This is a genomic window from Arenibacter sp. F20364, from assembly GCF_023015905.1.
In the GTDB taxonomy this organism is placed as follows: domain Bacteria; phylum Bacteroidota; class Bacteroidia; order Flavobacteriales; family Flavobacteriaceae; genus Arenibacter.
Map to the genome: position 1 here is coordinate 208025 of NZ_JALKBD010000005.1, position 17862 is coordinate 225886.

Genomic DNA, 17862 nt, shown 5'->3' on the forward strand with positions numbered 1-17862 from the left:
TAAAACTACTGAAAGCAATCCTGGCAAGGTTTTCTACCAAAGGTATACGTTAAGGTAACCCCAGAGAATACATACCAGTCATCACTAAAAATATTTCCAAATCTAAATTCCTCATAATTGGAACCTTTTGGATTACTCGCATCCAAGTTATCCGTAAAGGTATACCTGGCCCCTATCTCCGCTCCGACAATAAAAAATTGACTGACCCGTAACTTGGCTCCAACCGTCATAGGTATGGCAAAAGAACCATCCTTCTGTCCAATATCCTGCAATTGAGCCGCATCAAAATAATGGTACCCATACCTAAAATAGGTAACACCAGTATAAAGATAGGGGGTAAATGCCGGCCCTAAACGGTGAAGATTATATTCTACAAAATTAAATTCCAAACCTGCGGACGCCTCCAGTACACTATTGTCCATTATAAAATTCCGTTGTTGGCGGGACGGTATATCCGATTTGGAATCATCCGCTGTAAATTCTCCATAAATAACACTGGCCCTCCAAGCATAGCGCTTACTCTTGTTCCATTTGAACAAGCCACCAAAGGCAGGCCCCGAAGGCAAAATAAAATTAGACCTTCCAACATCTCCAATATTATTGGTGCCCCCAGCAAATAGGCCAATCTCGTATGTTTGTCCCTTTATTTCACCAAAAATGAAAAGAAGAATTACCGCAAAAAATAACCTCATTATTTATAAAAGTTTGCAAATATAACAATTTCAGTAGTTTAGACTAGTAAATTATTACATTCATGTTCTCACTTGATAAACAGATTTTGTTTCTTTTTATTGTCGCGTAAAAACAATCAATTACGCTTGTCTTCGCCCCACAATAATTTATTTCGTAGTGTTTTTAGAAAACTTTCGGAGGTATATTCGATCATTTTAATGGTAAAGGGAGCTTTTCTAATAAAAATTTCCTTACCACTGGCCACGGTAGCTATCCTTGAGTCCAAGGAAACCAAATGACTTTCTTCCCTCCCGGAAACTTTGAGCCTTATAACAGTATCATCAGAAATCACCAAAGGTCTTGCATTTAGATTATGGGGGGCAATGGGAGTAAGTATCAAAGATTTTGCTGAGGGAGCAATTACAGGGCCACCACAGCTAAGTGAATACCCGGTAGATCCCGTAGGTGTTGCTACTATCAATCCATCTGCCCAATAGGAAGTTAGATATTCATCGTTCAAATGCGTTTCCACCGTAATCATGGAAGTGGTATCTTTCCTGCTCACGGTAATCTCGTTCAAAGCAAAGTTCAATGTTTTAAATTCAGGAATATCGGACTGCGCACTTACCTCTACCAAACTGCGCTCAACAATGGTATATGCCCCCGAAACAAATTCCTTTACCACCTTGCGTACATCTTCTTTCCTGAATGTGGACAAAAACCCTAGTCTCCCCGTGTTTACACCTACAATAGGTATTCCCAGATCACGAACATAGGTGGTAGCCCTTAGGATGGTACCATCACCACCAAAGCTTACAAACATATCGAAATGGGTATCCAAGCCATTAGAATTGGTAAATGTGGGAAAGTCGCCCACATCACGTTTGGCCATAATTAAGCTGTAAAACTCTTTTTCAAAGTAAATTTTAGCATTCTCTTTATGAAGCTCGTCCAACAACTCCAAAATGTAATCCAAAACGTTATTCCGGCAAGTAAGTCCGTAAATGGCAACTTTCATCTGTTTAAAATTATCTTTTTTTATTTGTCAGACCTGCCCGACTTCTTCATTCAGGCGGGTGTAATTCGCCAATTCCAACAAACATAAACTCCAACATTATCGTGAGGTATTTCCCTTCTTCAAATTGGCTCATTTCATAAGAGTTAAACATTTAGATATTTATCCAGATAATCGGACCTCTGTTTTAAATCCTCAATAAATTGATCATCGTTATTCCCATAGAGTATAGTGTAGTTATACCTTCTAAAAGACTGTATAATTTCATTTAAATGTGTAGTGCCTATTTTAATGGTAATCTGAATAACGTCATTTCTAATATCCGTTATGAAACCACCTATAAGTTTAACGTTATTACTTTCCACTATTTGTGCAATTTCGCTAAACGAGTAATCCTTTACACCCTTGGCCAGTACCAGGATTCCTCCAGGTTCTGTAAAAAACGGTGTATCTATAAACTCATCAACAATATCTATAAGATCATAATATCCCAAAAAAACACCCTCTTCATCCAAGACGGGCAAAAGGTTTGCTTCGTTCTTGGAAAATACTTCCAAAACATCAAGCCAAGAAGTTTCCTTTCGAACAAAAAAGGTGTCCAAGTTATATCGGTAATCCTCTATCTTTTTGTCCGTTTCATAATTATCTAGGTCATTTTCATCCAAAACCCCTATAAAAATATTCCCTTCCACCACTGCAACATGGGAATAGGTCGACGTATTAAAGAATTTGATCACTTTTTTCAAGGAATCACCCACTTTAAAAATCGGCAATGTGGCAATTATGTTGTTTTGAATATTCATAACTTCATATTATAACGCAAAATACTAATAAAAATTTCTAAGAACCCGAATCTTCCCAAGTATTATTTCGAAATAGACCCAGCTTTTGCGGGTTACCAAAAAACAATACCGCTAAATTAAGGATACTCTAAAACCAATCTTATCCTAAAATCATTAAAAGTCGCCCAAACCGGATTTTCTAATATTCTCCCAATTGATAGAAACGAGCTCGGAAAACGAATTCTTTCATAATAAAAACAGCAAAAGGTATGCCTAATTTGTATTTTTGTTTTTTAAACATACCAAAGTCCTATGACAAAACTTAGCGTTAATGTAAATAAAATTGCAACATTAAGAAATTCGCGTGGAGGAAACGTCCCCGATCTGTTAAAAGTAGCCAAAGATATTGAAGATTTTGGGGCCCAGGGCATTACCATTCATCCAAGACCCGACGAGAGACATATTAGATATCAAGATGCCAGGGACTTAAAAAAATTGGTCCGCACGGAATTTAACATTGAAGGAAACCCTATTAAGTCGTTTATGGATTTGGTTTTGGAAGTAAAACCCACACAGGTTACCTTAGTCCCCGATGCCATTGACGCCATTACATCCAATGCTGGATGGGATACCGTAAAACACAAGGAATTTCTAAAAGAAGTAATAGCCACCTTTAAAAGTAAGGGCATCAGAACTTCCATTTTCGTGGACGCCAATATTAAAATGGTCGAAGGTGCCGCATTGACAGGTGCCGACCGTATAGAACTATATACCGAAAGTTATGCCCATGAATATGCCAAAGGAAACAAAAAAGGAGTCACCGCCTTTACCAAAGCTGCCCAAATAGCCCATCAATTAGGGCTGGGCCTAAATGCAGGACATGACCTCAGCTTGGACAACATAAAATATTTCAAGGAAAACATTCCCCACTTGCTGGAAGTTTCCATTGGCCATGCCCTCATATGTGAATCCCTGTATCTTGGCCTGGAAAATGTTATTAATATGTATCTAAACAAATTAAAATAATGCCATTACTGCATTCCAATATTTTAGGGGAAGGACCTCCGATCATTATTTTACATGGTTTTTTGGGCATGTCCGACAATTGGAAATCCATGGGGTCCAAATATGCCGAAGAGGGCTTTCAGGCTCATCTGCTGGACTTGCGGAACCACGGAAAAAGTTTTCATTCCCCTGAATTCAATTATGATCTATTATCAGAAGATGTAAAACAATACATGGACCACCACCATTTGGGAGACGCTATACTGCTTGGTCATTCCATGGGAGGAAAAACGGCCATGCTCTTTGCCTGTCGTTATCCCGAATTAACCAAAAAATTATTGATAGCCGATATTGCCCCAAAATTTTATCCACCCCATCACCAAGATATAATTAACGGCCTCAATGCCATGGATATAGGAAATCTTAGCTCAAGAAGTGAAGCGGACGAACAACTATCCAGACACATCAAGAATATGGGAATCCGTCAATTTTTATTAAAGAATTTGTATTGGAAAGAAAAGGGGGTTTTGGGATTTCGTTTCAATCTTGAAGTGCTCAGTGGAAAAATGGAAGAAATTGGAGAAAACATAGGATCTACGGACACCTTTAAAGGTCCAACACTTTTTCTAAGGGGAGATAGATCAGAATATATAATAGCTGATGATTTATCCGTTATTAAAAGACACTTTCCCTTTGCCACTGTTGAGACAATAGAAAAGGCCGGACATTGGCTTCATGCCGAGAATCCAAGCCAATTTTTTGAAAAATCCATTCAATTTATCAAATAGTCGCTTTCTTTATTCGTAACGAAAACCTTTGGTAGGTTCAATGTCCAATCTTAAAGACAAAGGAAAATATCCTCTTGATAGATAAAAGGTATTAAACCTCAGGGCAAACCCTGAACTCAATAATAGGAATCGACCCTAGGATCGAGGTATTGAACCCAGATCCCGCCGAAAAAGGCGGGATTAGTGCAACTTGCAATTTTCAGTGCGTCTTACTGACTTCTCAAAATTGAGTTACACTAATAAAATAAATGTTTACTTTTATGGGGAATATCATTGACCAAACATTCCAAAACCCAAAAAGAAAAAACATGAACTTAATTCTAAGAATTCTCTTAAGCGCCGTTGCGGTGGTTATTTTAGCAAAAATACTACCTGGGGTAGGTGTGGATTCCTATACCACGGCCATTGTCGTAGCCATTGTTCTGAGTTTGTTAAATTTCATTGTAAAACCCATCCTGGTGATCCTGACACTACCGGTCACCATACTTACCTTGGGGCTGTTCCTGCTCATTATTAATGCTATCATCATTCTTTTGGCCGACTACTTTATAGACGGCTTTCAGGTAAACAATATTTGGTGGGCGCTACTTTTTAGTCTTTTACTTTCCTTTCTGCAATCTATATTTTATTCATTTCTAAACGACGACAAAAATATCTAAGGTACCTTTTTGACATTCAGTAATTTAAAAACTTGTTGGAGATTATAAAATGTAGTACTTTTGCATCCCATTTTATTTTAGCAAAATTAGATATAGAAATGAACATCACTAAAGAGCAGATTGACGAATTAAATGCAGTAGTAAAAGTTGCGGTAACCAAGGAGGATTACTTCGATAAGGTAGAAACAATCTTAAAAGACTACAGAAAACAGGCAAACATACCAGGTTTTAGAAAGGGTCAGGTGCCTATGGGATTGATAAAAAAACAATACGGAAAAGCCGTTTTGGTAGATGAGGTAAACAAACTATTACAAGACAATCTCAACAAATATCTTACCGAGGAAAAGTTGGATGTTCTAGGAAATCCACTTCCAAAACAACAGGACAACTTTAACTGGGATTCGGAAGAGTTTGCATTTGAATTTGAATTGGGACTGGCCCCTAATTTCAGTGTAGACCTTAAGTCGAAAAAAGCCATAACCCACTACAAAATTATTGCGGACAATAAAATGGTCGATGAGCAAGTGGAGCGTATTCAAAAGCAATACGGGAAATTGATCAGCAAGACTGAAATTGGAAAAAAGGATGATGTAAATGGTGTTTTCAAGAACGAGGCAGAGGAAATTGACAACAAGACTGTTATCGAGATCGAAAAAATAAAAAGCAAAAAAGCACTTGAGAGCCTTTTGGGCAAAAAGGTGGGCGATGTGGTTACCTTAAAAACAAAAGGATTGTTCAAAGAGGATTATTTATTGGGAAGTTCTTTGGGCATCGATGGTGAAAAATCTGAAAAATTGGATATCGAAGTAACTTTTACCATTGAGGAAATTAACGAAAAGGAACCAGCAAAATTGGATCAAGAGCTTTTCGATAAATTGTTTGGGAAAGATGTTGTTACTTCGGAAAAAGAGCTTAAAGAACGAATCAAAGAAGATTCAGAAAAGCAATTTGAGCAACAGTCCGATCAGAAGTTATTAAATGATGTTACCGAACATTTTATAGACAATATCAAATTTGACCTTCCCACGGAATTTTTGACCAAGTGGATCCAAATGACCGGTGAAAAGCAATTGACCGAGGAAGAAGCGAACGAAGAATTTGAAAAGTCGGAAAAAGGCCTGCGCTATCAACTAATAGAAGGTAAGATCATTCAGGAAAACGAGATTCAGATCCAGTTCGATGAGCTTAAAGAATTTTCAAAAGGCTTTATCAAACAGCAAATGGCACAATTTGGACAGTTAGACCCAAAAGAAGAGGAGTTGGACAATATTGCAGCAAGGGTCCTTTCCAACCAAGATGAGGTAAAACGTCTTTCGGAGCAGTTGATGAGCCAAAAGCTTTTGACCCTATATAAGGAAAAGGCCAATTTAAAAACGAAAGAAGTTACTTACGAAGACTTTGTTAAGGAAGTATACGGGTAATTCAAATAAGTAGAACGTTACATTTTAAATACGCTGCGATAGGAGCTATTAAAATAAAGTTTCACTAAAAATAAGTATATTTACAGTGTCGGAGAATTTTTTTTCGACACTTTTTTTATCTTAAAAAACTATTGATTAAAAATATGGATTACGGGAAAGAATTCAAAAACTATGCTATTAAACATCAGGGAATAAATAGCATGTATTACGATACTATTTTAAGTAGTATGTACCCCACCAACCTTACTCCAAACATTATTGAAGAAAGACAGCTGAATGCAGTAGCAATGGATGTTTTTTCCAGATTAATGATGGACAGGATCATTTTTCTTGGAACAGGGATCAATGATCAAGTTGCCAACATTGTACAAGCGCAATTGCTGTTTTTGGAAAGCACGGATGCTTCCAAGGACATACAGATATATATCAATTCCCCGGGTGGAAGTGTTTATGCCGGTTTGGGAATCTATGACACCATGCAGTTCATAAAACCAGATGTGGCTACCATATGTACAGGAATGGCCGCCTCTATGGGAGCCGTACTCCTGTGTGCCGGAGAGAAAGGAAAGCGCAGTGGTTTAACCCACTCGAGAGTAATGATCCACCAACCTCTTGGCGGAGCGCAAGGGCAGGCCAGTGATATTGAAATTACGGCAAGGGAGATTCTAAAACTTAAAGATGAATTGTACCAGATAATTGCAAATCATTCCGGACAAACCCTTGATAAAGTGAGTGACGATAGTGACAGGGATTACTGGATGAAAGCTAACGAAGCCAAGGATTATGGCATGATCGATGAGATCTTGGTAAGGGATAAGGACTAGAGACGACTAAAAGATTCGAAAAATCCTCCTTTTGTTCTTTATGAATGAACCAAAGTATGGATTATTTCGTTACTATTATTGAAAGTGATAAAATGATATGGCAAAAGAAAATTTAGAATGCTCTTTTTGTGGAAGAAAAAAACCAGAGACCAATTTATTGATTGCTGGTCTTGATGCACATATATGTGATCGGTGTATAGAGCAGGCGCACGGTATTGTCGCCGAAGAATCCAAGCAGACCAAAAACAATGATCTTTCCTCAGAATTAACGCTAAAAAAACCTTTGGAAATAAAGGAATTTTTAGACACGTTCATAATTGGTCAGGATCGCACCAAAAAAGTAATGTCCGTTGCGGTTTACAACCATTACAAAAGGCTTTTACAACCAAAAAGCAAGGAAGACGATATAGAAATCCAAAAGAGTAACATTGTTATGGTGGGCCAAACCGGGACCGGTAAGACCCTAATGGCAAAAACCATTGCCAAAATGTTAAATGTTCCTTTGGCCATTGTTGACGCCACAGTACTTACTGAAGCCGGTTATGTGGGAGAAGACGTGGAAAGTATACTTACCCGATTGCTCCAAGCGGCAGATTACAATTTGGAAAAGGCAGAACGCGGTATCGTTTTTATAGATGAAATTGATAAAATTGCGCGCAAAAGCGACAATCCTTCAATTACCCGTGATGTTTCAGGGGAAGGAGTTCAACAAGGACTTCTTAAACTGCTGGAGGGCACTGTGGTAAATGTACCGCCCAAAGGGGGAAGGAAGCATCCAGATCAAAAATTTATAGAAGTAAACACAGAGAATATATTGTTTATTGCCGGAGGAGCCTTTGACGGAATTGAAAGGCATATCACCAAAAGGCTAAATATGCAGGCCGTAGGCTATAGCGCATCCAAAGCCGAAGAAAAGGTAGACAACGAAAATATTCTTCAATATATCGTCCCTAAAGATTTAAAGGATTTTGGATTAATACCGGAGATTATTGGTAGATTACCAGTACTTACCCATATGAATCCATTGGACAAGGAAACCTTAAGGGCCATCTTAACAGAGCCTAAAAACGCTATCATAAAACAATACGAAAAATTGTTTAAGATGGATGGAATTTCCTTTAAGATTACGGATCAGGCTTTGGACTATATCGTGGACAAGGCCATAGAATATAAATTAGGGGCAAGGGGATTGCGATCCCTATGTGAAGCGATTTTCACGGACGCCATGTTCGAATTTCCAAGTACGGACGAAAAGGAGTTTAAGGTAACAAAGCCTTATGCCGAAGAGAAATTATCCTTTGAAACCATTAAAAAATTAAAAGCAGTCTCATGAGACTGCTTTTAATTTTTTTTAAACCTATATATGTTATTTCCATTATAAGATGGAAACGTAGGTGTTAAGCCACATACTGTTTTTGCATAACCTTGGCCAATAATTCTTGGCATACCTTACTGATTATTTTCTCATCGGTATACAGTTCATGCCCAAAACCCTTCACCACTTCAACATCTATCCCCATCTGATCTGACCATTGGGCCGATGGCCTAAATTCATCATTTTGCCCATAAAGCAATTTAATACCCGCAGTTGGCGCATCATTTTCCAAGCGCAATCTTGTACTGGAAATGGTATATAAGGATGTTAACGGCAATCCCTTAAGTGCGGCTTTCCAGGCTATGCTACCCCCAATACCAAAGGCCAAATAATGACTGGGCTCTTGTTCTTTTTTTAACAAATGGGCCACTGCTGTTTCCACACCTCCCCCAATAAATTCCTTATGGATATTTTCTGGAGAATTTACTTCCAAACTTATATTCGCCAATTGCTGACAATCGTAAAATGTAATATCATAATACTGTTGTAAGTAACCCAAATAAGAGGTTATCCATAGCCCTTTTTTAGAACCCCACATATCGGACAATATTACTAATCTATTCGCCATAATAAAAAGTATAAAAAGTTAAAGGGAAACATTTGATACTCTAAATTTGAACATTATAACAGGTTTTATCACATTTATTTGTTCATCTGAAGCAATTCCTCGATGTAATCCCTTTTATTGGACAATCTTGGAATTTTATGCTGCCCACCTAACTTGTCCTTAGATTTTAGCCAGTCATAGAATAGATTTTCCCTGGCAATGTGCACTTTGGGAAGTTTTAGCGTAATGTTGTTATACCGCTTGGCCTCATAGTCCGAGTTCAAGGATTTTAAGGCATTGTCAAGAAATTCCGTAAAATAAGCAAGCTCTTCAGGAGGTTTTCTAAACTCAATGATCCACTCATGCGCACCCTTTTCCTTTCCTTCCATAAATACAGGCGCTGCCGTATAGTCCTTTATTTCTGCCCCTGTTTTTTTACAAATAGTTTTTAAAGCTTCCTCCGCATTTTCTATTATCAACTCCTCCCCGAACACATTGATATGGTGTTTTGTTCTTCCGGTAACCTTGATCCTATAGGGGTTTGTAGAGGTAAACCTTACTGTATCCCCTATTTTATATCTCCACAGACCAGCATTGGTCGTGATTATTACAGCATAGTTCCTATCAATCTTTACCTTCCATAATGGAAGCGTGATCTGCTCAGTAGTACCATAAGTTTCCATAGGGATAAATTCATAGAAAATTCCATAATCCAACATCAGCAATAGATCATCCGCATGATTTCTATCCTGAATAGCAAAAAAACCCTCGGAAGCATTATATATTTCGTAGTAATTAAAGTTTTTCCTAGGCAGGAGTCTGGAATATTGATCCTTATAGGGATTAAAACTAACACCTCCATGAAAATAAACTTCTAAATTCTCCCATACCTTAAAAAGGTGCTCCTTTCCCGTTTCCTCCAAGACATTGTTTAAAAGCACCAACATCCACGAAGGTACTCCTGCCAAGCTGGTAACGTTTTCCTGAACACTTTCCCTGATGATCGCCTGCAATTTGGTTTCCCATTCGCTCATTAAGGACACCTTGTTGCTTGGGGTACTGCTGAGCTCTGCCCAAAATGGCATATTATCTATAAGAATGGCAGATAGATCACCAAAAACGGTGCCGTTATCATGGTACAGTTCCTTACTCCCTCCCAATCGCAAACTCTTGCCCGTAAACAACTGCGAGTTTTCATTATTATTTAAATATAGGCAAAGTAAATCCTTACTGGATTTATAATGACAATCCTCCAAGGCTTCAGAACTCACTGGAATAAACTTGCTCTTAGCATTGGTAGTACCACTACTCTTTGCAAACCACTTGATTGATGTTGGCCAAAAGATATTTTGCTCCCCCCTTCTGGATCGCTCTATCATAGGCTCAACCTCCTCATATGACACTATGGGGATCCGCTCTGCAAAGGTCTCATAACTGGCGATAGATTCAAAATCGTACTTCTTTCCAATTTCGGTATCTTCAGCAAAGGCCAATAACTGGTGTAATACCTCATCCTGTACCTCCTCAGGGTACTTTAAAAAAAGTTCTATTTGATGATAGCGCTTTTTCAATAGCCAAGAAGCTATGGAATTGAATAATGTTATTGGCATTTTTAGGTATCTTTATCCCTGTTTAAAGCAGGATTTTGGGTTAAAAGCCTGTTTAAGAATTCCAATCATGGATACTTAAACAGGCTCTAATTTAAATTAGTTAAAAATAGCTTTAATTGAATTCATATTCAAATTGATTTTACGATAAGCGGAAAAATTATGCAGTATCAAGGAGTTTTAAGAAAAATGGAAACCGAATTGGCAGATCCCATTCAATATTACCTAATATTTAATGGGGACTTCATAAACCTTAACCAGGTATTGAACAAGGAATTATCAATTTCTTTTATTAAATATCAATGTCTTAATTGCGGGGAAGATCGTCCCATTTTTAGACAAGGTTTCTGTAGGACCTGTTTTTATGAAACCCCAACTGCCGGGGATTGGATAATGCGACCCGAATTGAGCACTGCGCATCTGGACAAGGAAGATCGCGATCTGGAATATGAAAAAAAGGTTCAATTACAACCGCACATCGTTTATCTGGCCAATTCCAGCAATATTAAAGTAGGTGTAACCCGTAAATCGCAGGTCCCCACAAGGTGGATAGACCAAGGCGCTCATGAAGCCATAGAGATTGTTGAAGTGCCCAACCGTTATTTGGCCGGTGTTACCGAAGTAGCCCTAAAAGAACATATTGGTGACAAGACCAACTGGCGCAAAATGTTGACCAATGACGTAGAGGACGAGGATTTGGTGGAATATAGAAATAAATTAAAAAAATATATTCCGGAAGAGGCCGCTCCATATTACATAGAAAGTAATACAGAAACCCACCTAGAATTTCCAGTGCTGCAATATCCCATAAAAGTAAAAAGTCTTAATCTGGAAAAAACGCCAAATTACAGTGGCGTTTTAAAAGGTATTAAAGGTCAGTACCTCATCTTTGAAGACAATACTGTCTTTAATGTTCGGGGAAGTGAAGGATACGTTGTTGGGTTGGATGTTAGGTAGATTATATAGGGCAAAAACATTGAATTATATTCGATTTATCATTAAATTGTCTTTGGCATGGAACGGCTCCAAATTTACCTTATTGCATAAGATAGCAGCTTGTTCCATCCCAACAAAGGTTTCATTTTAGAGCCTGAAACCTTAAAATCAAATTAATATTTTCTAATCTATATTATTTTGCCCAATATAAGCAAGGAACATATTCCACCCCCATCCAACGACCAAACCAAAATTTCTATTTTTTGGTTTAGACATGATCTTAGAATAGAGGACAATACGGCACTGGCAGAAGCCTTAGATAGCGACTTTCCCGTACTGCCCATATTTATCTTTGACAGCCTTATTTTAAATGAATTGCCAGAAGATGATGCCAGAGTTTCCTTTATCCATCAATCAATTCTCCTAATAAAAGAATCCCTAAAGGACCATGGTTCGGACATTTTATGCCTGGCAGGCGAACCGGTAACCATTTGGAGGGAATTAATTTCTAAATTTAACATTGCTGCCGTCTACACCAATAAGGACTATGAACCTTATGCCATTGGCAGGGATAAGAAAATTGCGGAAATGCTAGCAAAAAAGGATATCCTGTTTTTTAGTTTTAAGGATCAAGTAATATACGAGGAAAACGAAATTGTAAAAGCTGATAAAGAACCCTATACCGTTTTTACCCCCTACAAGAATAAATGGCTTGCAAAATTTAAGGAGGAAAATCCCATTCAGCTTAAGACACCAAAATTGAACAAACTTTACAAAGTCAATTACCCAGCCATGACTTTGGAAGATATTGGGTTTAAAAAGTCGGATATTGTGGTTCAGGATTTCGATTTGACCCGTTTGGATCTTTATGGGGACCATAGGGATTTCCCGTACGAGGACGCCACCAGTCACCTGAGTCCCCATTTAAGATTTGGAACAATTGGTATTAGACAGCTAATTGGCCAAATTGATAAAAAACATGCCATATTTTTAAGTGAATTGATTTGGCGGGAATTCTTTATGCAAATTCTATTTCATTTCCCCCATGTTATAACACAAAATTTCAGATCCAAATACGATGGCATCAAGTGGAGGAACAATAGGGAAGAATTTAGATTATGGTGTGAAGGAAAAACTGGCTACCCCATGGTGGATGCCGGAATGAGGCAGCTTAATAAGACTGGTTTTATGCACAATCGCGTAAGGATGATCACCGCTGGTTTTCTTTGCAAACATTTGTTGATCGACTGGAGGTGGGGAGAAAGCTATTTTGCGGAGAAATTATTGGATTATGAGTTATCATCCAACAACGGCAATTGGCAATGGGCCGCCGGAACGGGATGTGATGCCGCCCCCTATTTTAGGATTTTTAACCCCTTGTCCCAACAAAAGAAGTTCGACAAAGATTTTAGATACATAAGAAAGTGGATTCCGGAATTTGATTCATTTGAATACCCTGACCCCATAGTTGAGCATAAATTTGCCCGGGAAAGAGCTTTGGAAGCCTATAAAATTGGAATTGAATCCTAGGAATGAAATTATTATAGGATTTTTTTTGAGCTGGCATTTCCATAAAATCCTCTGCTTCTTAAAAGTGCCTTAAGATTAGACTTAACCGTTTTAAAGGGAAATTCTTTCTTTAATTCCGCCTGAAATATTTTTTGGGAACCAGAAGCATACCAAAGCATTCACCATCTTCCTTGCCCATATTTTTATGATGAATTTTGTGGGCTTTCCTCAATGCCAGTAAATACTTATTCTTAACATTCTTAAACCATTTGAACCTTTGGTGAATAAGCACATCGTGAACCAAAAAATAGGCAATACCATAAAATAGAATACCCAAACCAATAAAGAACAAATAGTTGAGTGTGGGACTTATACCGAAATATAGGAGTAACATACTCGGAATGGCAAATATTACAAAAAAGGCATCGTTTTTTTCAAAAACATGGGGGTATTTAGGCTCGTGGTGATCGGCATGCAAAACCCATAAAAAGCCGTGCATCACAAATTTGTGAGTACACCAGGTTACGACTTCCATCAAAACAAAAGTCAACAAGGTTGTGAGAATGTACAATACTATTTCCATTTACTTTTTTTATTATCGTTCATTCCATTTAAGGATTATGTTCCAGTCGGAAATCTGGTGTAAAGGCACTCTCCTTATCATTGAGCTACTTTTCCCTTCTTAATAATACTTAAATAGCATTTAACTTGTACCTCACATAGCCCTTTGCCAATATTACCATTTTCATAGGGTTGGAAATATGGATTCTATCTGACAATATTTTTTCGGATTTTGTAAGTTTTAGTTTTTTCAAAAGTTTGGAATAGTATTTATAAGCTATATAAACCCCGAGTCTACTTTCTATGGGCAATTGAACCAAGCCTTGATAGGCCTTTTCAAAGTCGCCCTCAATATCTAAAATGATTTCTTTCTTCACCTCATCGGTCAATTCCTTTTGATGTACATTGGGAAAATAGGACCTTCCCAAACTTTCAAGATCTTGTTTTATATCCCTTAAAAAATTTACCTTTTGAAATGCGGAACCCAAATACTTGGCTGAAGATTTTAGGTGTTCGAACTTTTCATTATCATTATCAACAAACACTCTTAAACACATAAGACCAACCACATCAGCGGATCCATAAATATAATTTTCGTAAGCTTCCTTTGTGGTGTATTCGGTCACCTCCAAATCATATTGCATTCGCTCCAAGAAAACATCGGCATATTCATATAGCTCGTACTTTTGTACTACGGCCTGAAAAGAGTTGATTATTGGATTGAGGCTGATTTTTCTTTTTAAGGACAGTTTGTATTCCTGAATAAACTCGGTCAACAATTCCTCCTGATCGTAATCATGAAAAGAATCCACTATCTCATCGGCGTATCGTACAAAACCGTAAATGGCGTAGATTGCCGGTCTTATTTTAGGTGCAAATAATCTAATACCCAAAGAAAATGAAGTGCTATAGGTGCGGGTAACCAATTTACTGCATTTTAAACTAGAAGAATCGAAGAGCGCTTTCAAAATCTGTGATATTTAAATATTAAATGAGTACCAACATAATGCTACGCTGAATAGAAACCGACGACCATTAAATGGCCGTCAGTTTCAGCAATCAACCTAAAAGCATATTAACCTAAGTCTTAATGGCCTAGGGCTGTCAAGGCTTCTTGAGGCAATAACACTTTATCGATCACATGTACTACTCCATTACTAGCAGCGATATCGGCTGGTGCTACAGCTGCATCCACATCAGTTTTATCCTGTATGAATACTCCACCGGTTAAATTTACCGTTACGGATTCGCCTTGTGCGGTCTCTATCATTTGTCCATTGGATAGATCCGTAGAATAGGCGGCTGTTCCGGCTACCACATGATACTTTAATATTTGTGCCAACAATGCTTTCTCCTCAGGGGTATCAAAATCGGCCAAGCTATTGTAATCATCTCCCAAAGTATCCAACAGGGCAGCAAAGGCCGTATCCGTCGGAGCAAAAACTGTAAATGGGCCATCTGTCTGTAAAAGGTCTACCAAACCGGCATCGGCCTGTACCAGAGCTCCTACCAACAGTGACAAGAAGTCTGTGTCCATCGCCAATTCCACAATGTTAGGTGTTGGCATTAGTGCATCTATTGCCTCTTGTGGCAATAATACTTTATCAATTACGTGTACAACCCCGTTACTTGCAGCAATGTCCGCAGGTGCAACGGCTGCATCAACATCAGTCTTATCCTGAATAAAAACCCCACCAGTCAAATTTACCGTTACGGACTCTCCTTGGGCGGTCTCTATCATTTGTTCGTTGGACAGATCCGTAGAATAGGCCGCTGTTCCAGCTACTACGTGATATTTTAAAATTTGTGCCAACAATGCTTTCTCCTCAGGGGTATCAAAATCGGACAAGCTATTGTAATCATCACCCAAAGCATCCAACAGGGCGGCAAAAGCGGTATCTGTCGGTGCGAAGACCGTGAAAGGACCATCTGTCTGCAAAAGGTCTACCAAACCGGCATCGGCCTGTACCAATGCTCCTACCAACAGAGATAAGAAGTCGGTGTCCATTGCCAATTCTACAATATTCGGAGATGGTGGCATTAGAACGTCCAATGCCTCTTGTGGCAATAAAACTTTATCAATTACGTGCACTACTCCATTACTAGCAGCGATATCGGCCGGTGCTACAGCTGCATCAACATCAGTCTTATCCTGAATGAACACTCCACCAGTCAAGTTTACCGTTACGGACTCTCCTTGGGCGGTCTCTATCATTTGTCCATTGGACAGATCCGTAGAATAGGCCGCTGATCCGGCGACTACGTGAAATTTTAATATTTGGGCCAACAATGTTTTCTCCTCGGGCGTATCAAAATCGGCCAAGCTGTTGTAATCATCACCCAATGCATCCAATAGGGCAGCAAAAGCGGTATCTGTCGGTGCGAAGACCGTGAAAGGACCATCTGTCTGCAACAGGTCTACCAAACCGGCATCGGCCTGTACCAATGCTCCTACCAACAGAGATAAGAAGTCGGTGTCCATTGCCCATTCTACTATGTTTGGCATGGGCTCTGGATTTAGGGCGTCCAATACTTCCTGTGGAATCAAAACTTTATCTATAACATGTACTATACCGTTGGAAGCCATCACATCTGCAGGACCCACTTTTGCATCTGTATCGGTCGGATCCTGAATATATACATCCCCTTCTATTCTCACCGTGATTTTTTCGCCTTGGAGCGTGGTAAATTCCTGGCCATTGGAAAGCGAACTAGATGTAGCTGCTGCTCCAACTACCACGTGATACTTCAAAATAGCAGCAAGAATCTCTCTTTTTTCAGGGGTATCAAAATCTGCCAAACTATCAAAATCATCCAAACTCGCCAAAAGGGCAGCAAAAGCAGTGTCCGTTGGCGCAAAAACGGTAAAAGGTCCATCACCACTTAAAGCCCCTATCAAATCCGAATTGTCGTTTTCATCAGCCTTGGCCAACGCAGCCACCAAGTTGCTTAAAAAATCCGTGGCTTGAGCCGTTTCCACAATTGTAGATAAGGTAGGCTCCTGAATAATGTCGTTGTCGTCGTCGTCACTACATGATACACCAAGTATCATTGTAGTGAAGATTGCTAAAAAATAAATACTAATTTTTTTCATGTCTAATATTTTTAGGTTCAAACTTAGACAAATATAGTTATTATTTTCATTTGTCCAATTTTTTTTAATAAAAATTTAGACAAAAAATATCTACAGCCTCCTTAATTCGATTTTTTGTTTAACTTTACACGATAAATTATTAGACATCATTATGAGCAGTTATTCCATGGCGCAGGTGGTTACATTAACAGGTATCAACTCCCATACCTTAAGAAAATGGGAAAGTAGATATGATTTTTTGGTTCCTGAAAGAACAGATACCAATATTCGCTACTATACGGATGCCCAATTAAAAAAACTATTGAACATTAGTATCCTGAGAAGTCAAGGTGTACGTTTATCTGCTATAGGCAAAATGTCCGACGAAGAAATCCACAAGAAGGTTTCGGAATCTCTGATCGACTCCAATCAAGATGATGAAGTCAAGGCCTTAATATTGAGTATGATTAATTTGGACGAACAAGAATTTGATAATATTGTAAAGTCCCAAATTATAAAAAATGGAATATTGGCCACCTTTACTGAAGTGGTTTATCCATTTCTTCACAAGGTTGGGGTTCTTTGGGGCATCAACAAGATCATGCCCGCCCAAGAACATTTTGCATCCAACCTGATCCGTCAAAAAATATGTTCTGCCATAGATTTATTACCCATTGCACCAAAGAATGCTCCAAAGATAATTATGTTCCTTGCCGAAGGGGAGAATCATGAAATAGGATTACTGTTGGCCAACTTTGTCGCTAAAAAACTAGGCTGGAGGGTATATTACCTAGGGCAAAATGTACCCCATGAAAACGTGCAAACCATGGCAGGCTTGGTAAAGCCCGACTTCCTTTTAACCTTCTTCGTTACCACAACCCCCACTTTGGTGGAGGAAAAGGTTTTTCGATTATCATCGGAGGCCAATACCCCCCTACTTTTCTCTGGCAGTCCCATTAAGTTTGAAACCAAAAATAATATGGTAACCTATCTTGAAAGTCCTAAGGATTTGATAAAAGTACTTGAGACTGGGCTACCACAGGTTTAAACACAGAACTACGCCATCAATGGTCCCTATGGTTATGCAC

General features: G+C 38.6%; 17 protein-coding genes. 9 read left to right on the forward strand and 8 right to left on the reverse strand.

Features of this window, described 5'->3' with window-relative positions:
- Positions 1-5: 5 nt before the first annotated feature.
- The 3 genes from MWU84_RS06060 to MWU84_RS06070 all read right to left on the reverse strand — a co-directional run bounded on the left by MWU84_RS06060 (position 6) and on the right by MWU84_RS06070 (position 2490).
- Positions 6-692 (reverse strand): DUF6089 family protein, encoded by a 687-nt coding sequence (locus tag MWU84_RS06060; protein WP_246899437.1) that lies wholly within the window; start codon positions 690-692, stop codon positions 6-8.
- 116 nt (positions 693-808) lie between these two features.
- Positions 809-1690 carry an NAD kinase gene (locus tag MWU84_RS06065; RefSeq protein ID WP_246899440.1) on the reverse strand — a complete coding sequence of 294 codons (882 nt, stop codon included), beginning with the start codon at positions 1688-1690 and terminating at the stop codon, positions 809-811.
- A gap of 143 nt (positions 1691-1833) precedes the next feature.
- Positions 1834-2490 carry a CBS domain-containing protein gene (locus MWU84_RS06070; protein WP_246899442.1) on the reverse strand — a complete coding sequence of 219 codons (657 nt, stop codon included), beginning with the start codon at positions 2488-2490 and terminating at the stop codon, positions 1834-1836.
- A gap of 291 nt (positions 2491-2781) precedes the next feature.
- Here MWU84_RS06070 and MWU84_RS06075 point away from each other — a divergent pair, with 291 nt between their 5' ends.
- The 6 genes from MWU84_RS06075 to clpX all read left to right on the forward strand — a co-directional run bounded on the left by MWU84_RS06075 (position 2782) and on the right by clpX (position 8499).
- Positions 2782-3495, forward strand: a complete 714-nt coding sequence (locus tag MWU84_RS06075) for a pyridoxine 5'-phosphate synthase (RefSeq protein ID WP_246899445.1) — start codon at positions 2782-2784, stop codon at positions 3493-3495.
- Complete coding sequence (locus MWU84_RS06080; protein WP_246899447.1) at positions 3495-4262, forward strand: alpha/beta fold hydrolase; 768 nt, start codon at positions 3495-3497, stop codon at positions 4260-4262. The genes MWU84_RS06075 and MWU84_RS06080 overlap by 1 nt, the downstream gene beginning before the upstream one ends.
- Positions 4263-4570: 308 nt before the next feature.
- A complete protein-coding gene (locus tag MWU84_RS06085; protein WP_246899449.1) occupies positions 4571-4921 on the forward strand; it encodes a phage holin family protein in 351 nt (116 codons plus the stop codon).
- Positions 4922-5019: 98 nt separating this feature from the next.
- On the forward strand, positions 5020-6342 hold the full coding sequence (gene tig / locus MWU84_RS06090; protein ID WP_246899451.1) for a trigger factor: 1323 nt from the start codon (positions 5020-5022) through the stop codon (positions 6340-6342).
- 143 nt (positions 6343-6485) lie between these two features.
- Positions 6486-7166 carry an ATP-dependent Clp endopeptidase proteolytic subunit ClpP gene (gene clpP / locus MWU84_RS06095; protein ID WP_246899453.1) on the forward strand — a complete coding sequence of 227 codons (681 nt, stop codon included), beginning with the start codon at positions 6486-6488 and terminating at the stop codon, positions 7164-7166.
- Between the two features lie 97 nt (positions 7167-7263).
- Positions 7264-8499: an ATP-dependent Clp protease ATP-binding subunit ClpX gene (clpX, locus tag MWU84_RS06100; protein ID WP_246899455.1), complete on the forward strand. Its 1236-nt coding sequence runs from the start codon at positions 7264-7266 to the stop codon at positions 8497-8499.
- 64 nt (positions 8500-8563) lie between these two features.
- Here the strand turns inward: clpX and MWU84_RS06105 are convergent, their stop codons facing one another.
- Together MWU84_RS06105 and MWU84_RS06110 are read right to left on the reverse strand one after the other, a co-directional pair.
- Positions 8564-9109 carry a hypothetical protein gene (locus MWU84_RS06105; RefSeq protein WP_246899457.1) on the reverse strand — a complete coding sequence of 182 codons (546 nt, stop codon included), beginning with the start codon at positions 9107-9109 and terminating at the stop codon, positions 8564-8566.
- Between the two features lie 74 nt (positions 9110-9183).
- Positions 9184-10698 carry a GH3 auxin-responsive promoter family protein gene (locus MWU84_RS06110; RefSeq protein WP_246899459.1) on the reverse strand — a complete coding sequence of 505 codons (1515 nt, stop codon included), beginning with the start codon at positions 10696-10698 and terminating at the stop codon, positions 9184-9186.
- Positions 10699-10857: 159 nt separating this feature from the next.
- On the opposite strand from MWU84_RS06110, the gene MWU84_RS06115 reads away from it, so the two are divergent.
- On the forward strand, positions 10858-11652 hold the full coding sequence (locus MWU84_RS06115; protein ID WP_246899461.1) for a DUF2797 domain-containing protein: 795 nt from the start codon (positions 10858-10860) through the stop codon (positions 11650-11652).
- A gap of 177 nt (positions 11653-11829) precedes the next feature.
- Positions 11830-13161 carry a deoxyribodipyrimidine photo-lyase gene (locus MWU84_RS06120; protein WP_246899463.1) on the forward strand — a complete coding sequence of 444 codons (1332 nt, stop codon included), beginning with the start codon at positions 11830-11832 and terminating at the stop codon, positions 13159-13161.
- Positions 13162-13270: 109 nt separating this feature from the next.
- Here the strand turns inward: MWU84_RS06120 and MWU84_RS06125 are convergent, their stop codons facing one another.
- From MWU84_RS06125 to MWU84_RS06135, 3 genes are all read right to left on the reverse strand, one after another.
- Positions 13271-13723, reverse strand: coding sequence for a sterol desaturase family protein (locus MWU84_RS06125; RefSeq protein WP_246899465.1), 453 nt, complete (start codon positions 13721-13723; stop codon positions 13271-13273).
- A gap of 109 nt (positions 13724-13832) precedes the next feature.
- Positions 13833-14669, reverse strand: a complete 837-nt coding sequence (locus tag MWU84_RS06130; protein ID WP_246899468.1) for a squalene/phytoene synthase family protein — start codon at positions 14667-14669, stop codon at positions 13833-13835.
- A gap of 119 nt (positions 14670-14788) precedes the next feature.
- The gene (locus MWU84_RS06135) at positions 14789-16795 is read right to left on the reverse strand and encodes a fasciclin domain-containing protein (RefSeq protein ID WP_246899471.1); all 2007 of its coding nucleotides are present in this window, start codon (positions 16793-16795) and stop codon (positions 14789-14791) included.
- 151 nt (positions 16796-16946) lie between these two features.
- Between MWU84_RS06135 and MWU84_RS06140 the strand changes: the two genes are divergently transcribed.
- On the forward strand, positions 16947-17822 hold the full coding sequence (locus MWU84_RS06140; protein WP_246899473.1) for a MerR family transcriptional regulator: 876 nt from the start codon (positions 16947-16949) through the stop codon (positions 17820-17822).
- The last annotated feature ends 40 nt before the right edge of the window (positions 17823-17862 follow it).

Excerpts from the sequence above, each read along its gene's own strand:
- clpX (WP_246899455.1), top strand. The coding sequence starts at position 7,264 with ATGGCAAAAGAAAATTTAGAATGCTCTTTTTGTGGAAGAAAAAAACCA.
- MWU84_RS06070 (WP_246899442.1), bottom strand. The coding sequence starts at position 2,490 with ATGAATATTCAAAACAACATAATTGCCACATTGCCGATTTTTAAAGTG.
- MWU84_RS06115 (WP_246899461.1), top strand. The coding sequence starts at position 10,858 with ATGCAGTATCAAGGAGTTTTAAGAAAAATGGAAACCGAATTGGCAGAT.
- MWU84_RS06125 (WP_246899465.1), bottom strand. The coding sequence starts at position 13,723 with ATGGAAATAGTATTGTACATTCTCACAACCTTGTTGACTTTTGTTTTG.
- MWU84_RS06135 (WP_246899471.1), bottom strand. The coding sequence starts at position 16,795 with ATGAAAAAAATTAGTATTTATTTTTTAGCAATCTTCACTACAATGATA.
- clpP (WP_246899453.1), top strand. The coding sequence starts at position 6,486 with ATGGATTACGGGAAAGAATTCAAAAACTATGCTATTAAACATCAGGGA.
- MWU84_RS06080 (WP_246899447.1), top strand. The coding sequence starts at position 3,495 with ATGCCATTACTGCATTCCAATATTTTAGGGGAAGGACCTCCGATCATT.
- MWU84_RS06110 (WP_246899459.1), bottom strand. The coding sequence starts at position 10,698 with ATGCCAATAACATTATTCAATTCCATAGCTTCTTGGCTATTGAAAAAG.
- MWU84_RS06065 (WP_246899440.1), bottom strand. The coding sequence starts at position 1,690 with ATGAAAGTTGCCATTTACGGACTTACTTGCCGGAATAACGTTTTGGAT.
- tig (WP_246899451.1), top strand. The coding sequence starts at position 5,020 with ATGAACATCACTAAAGAGCAGATTGACGAATTAAATGCAGTAGTAAAA.
- MWU84_RS06060 (WP_246899437.1), bottom strand. The coding sequence starts at position 692 with ATGAGGTTATTTTTTGCGGTAATTCTTCTTTTCATTTTTGGTGAAATA.
- MWU84_RS06085 (WP_246899449.1), top strand. The coding sequence starts at position 4,571 with ATGAACTTAATTCTAAGAATTCTCTTAAGCGCCGTTGCGGTGGTTATT.
- MWU84_RS06105 (WP_246899457.1), bottom strand. The coding sequence starts at position 9,109 with ATGGCGAATAGATTAGTAATATTGTCCGATATGTGGGGTTCTAAAAAA.
- MWU84_RS06075 (WP_246899445.1), top strand. The coding sequence starts at position 2,782 with ATGACAAAACTTAGCGTTAATGTAAATAAAATTGCAACATTAAGAAAT.
- MWU84_RS06140 (WP_246899473.1), top strand. The coding sequence starts at position 16,947 with ATGAGCAGTTATTCCATGGCGCAGGTGGTTACATTAACAGGTATCAAC.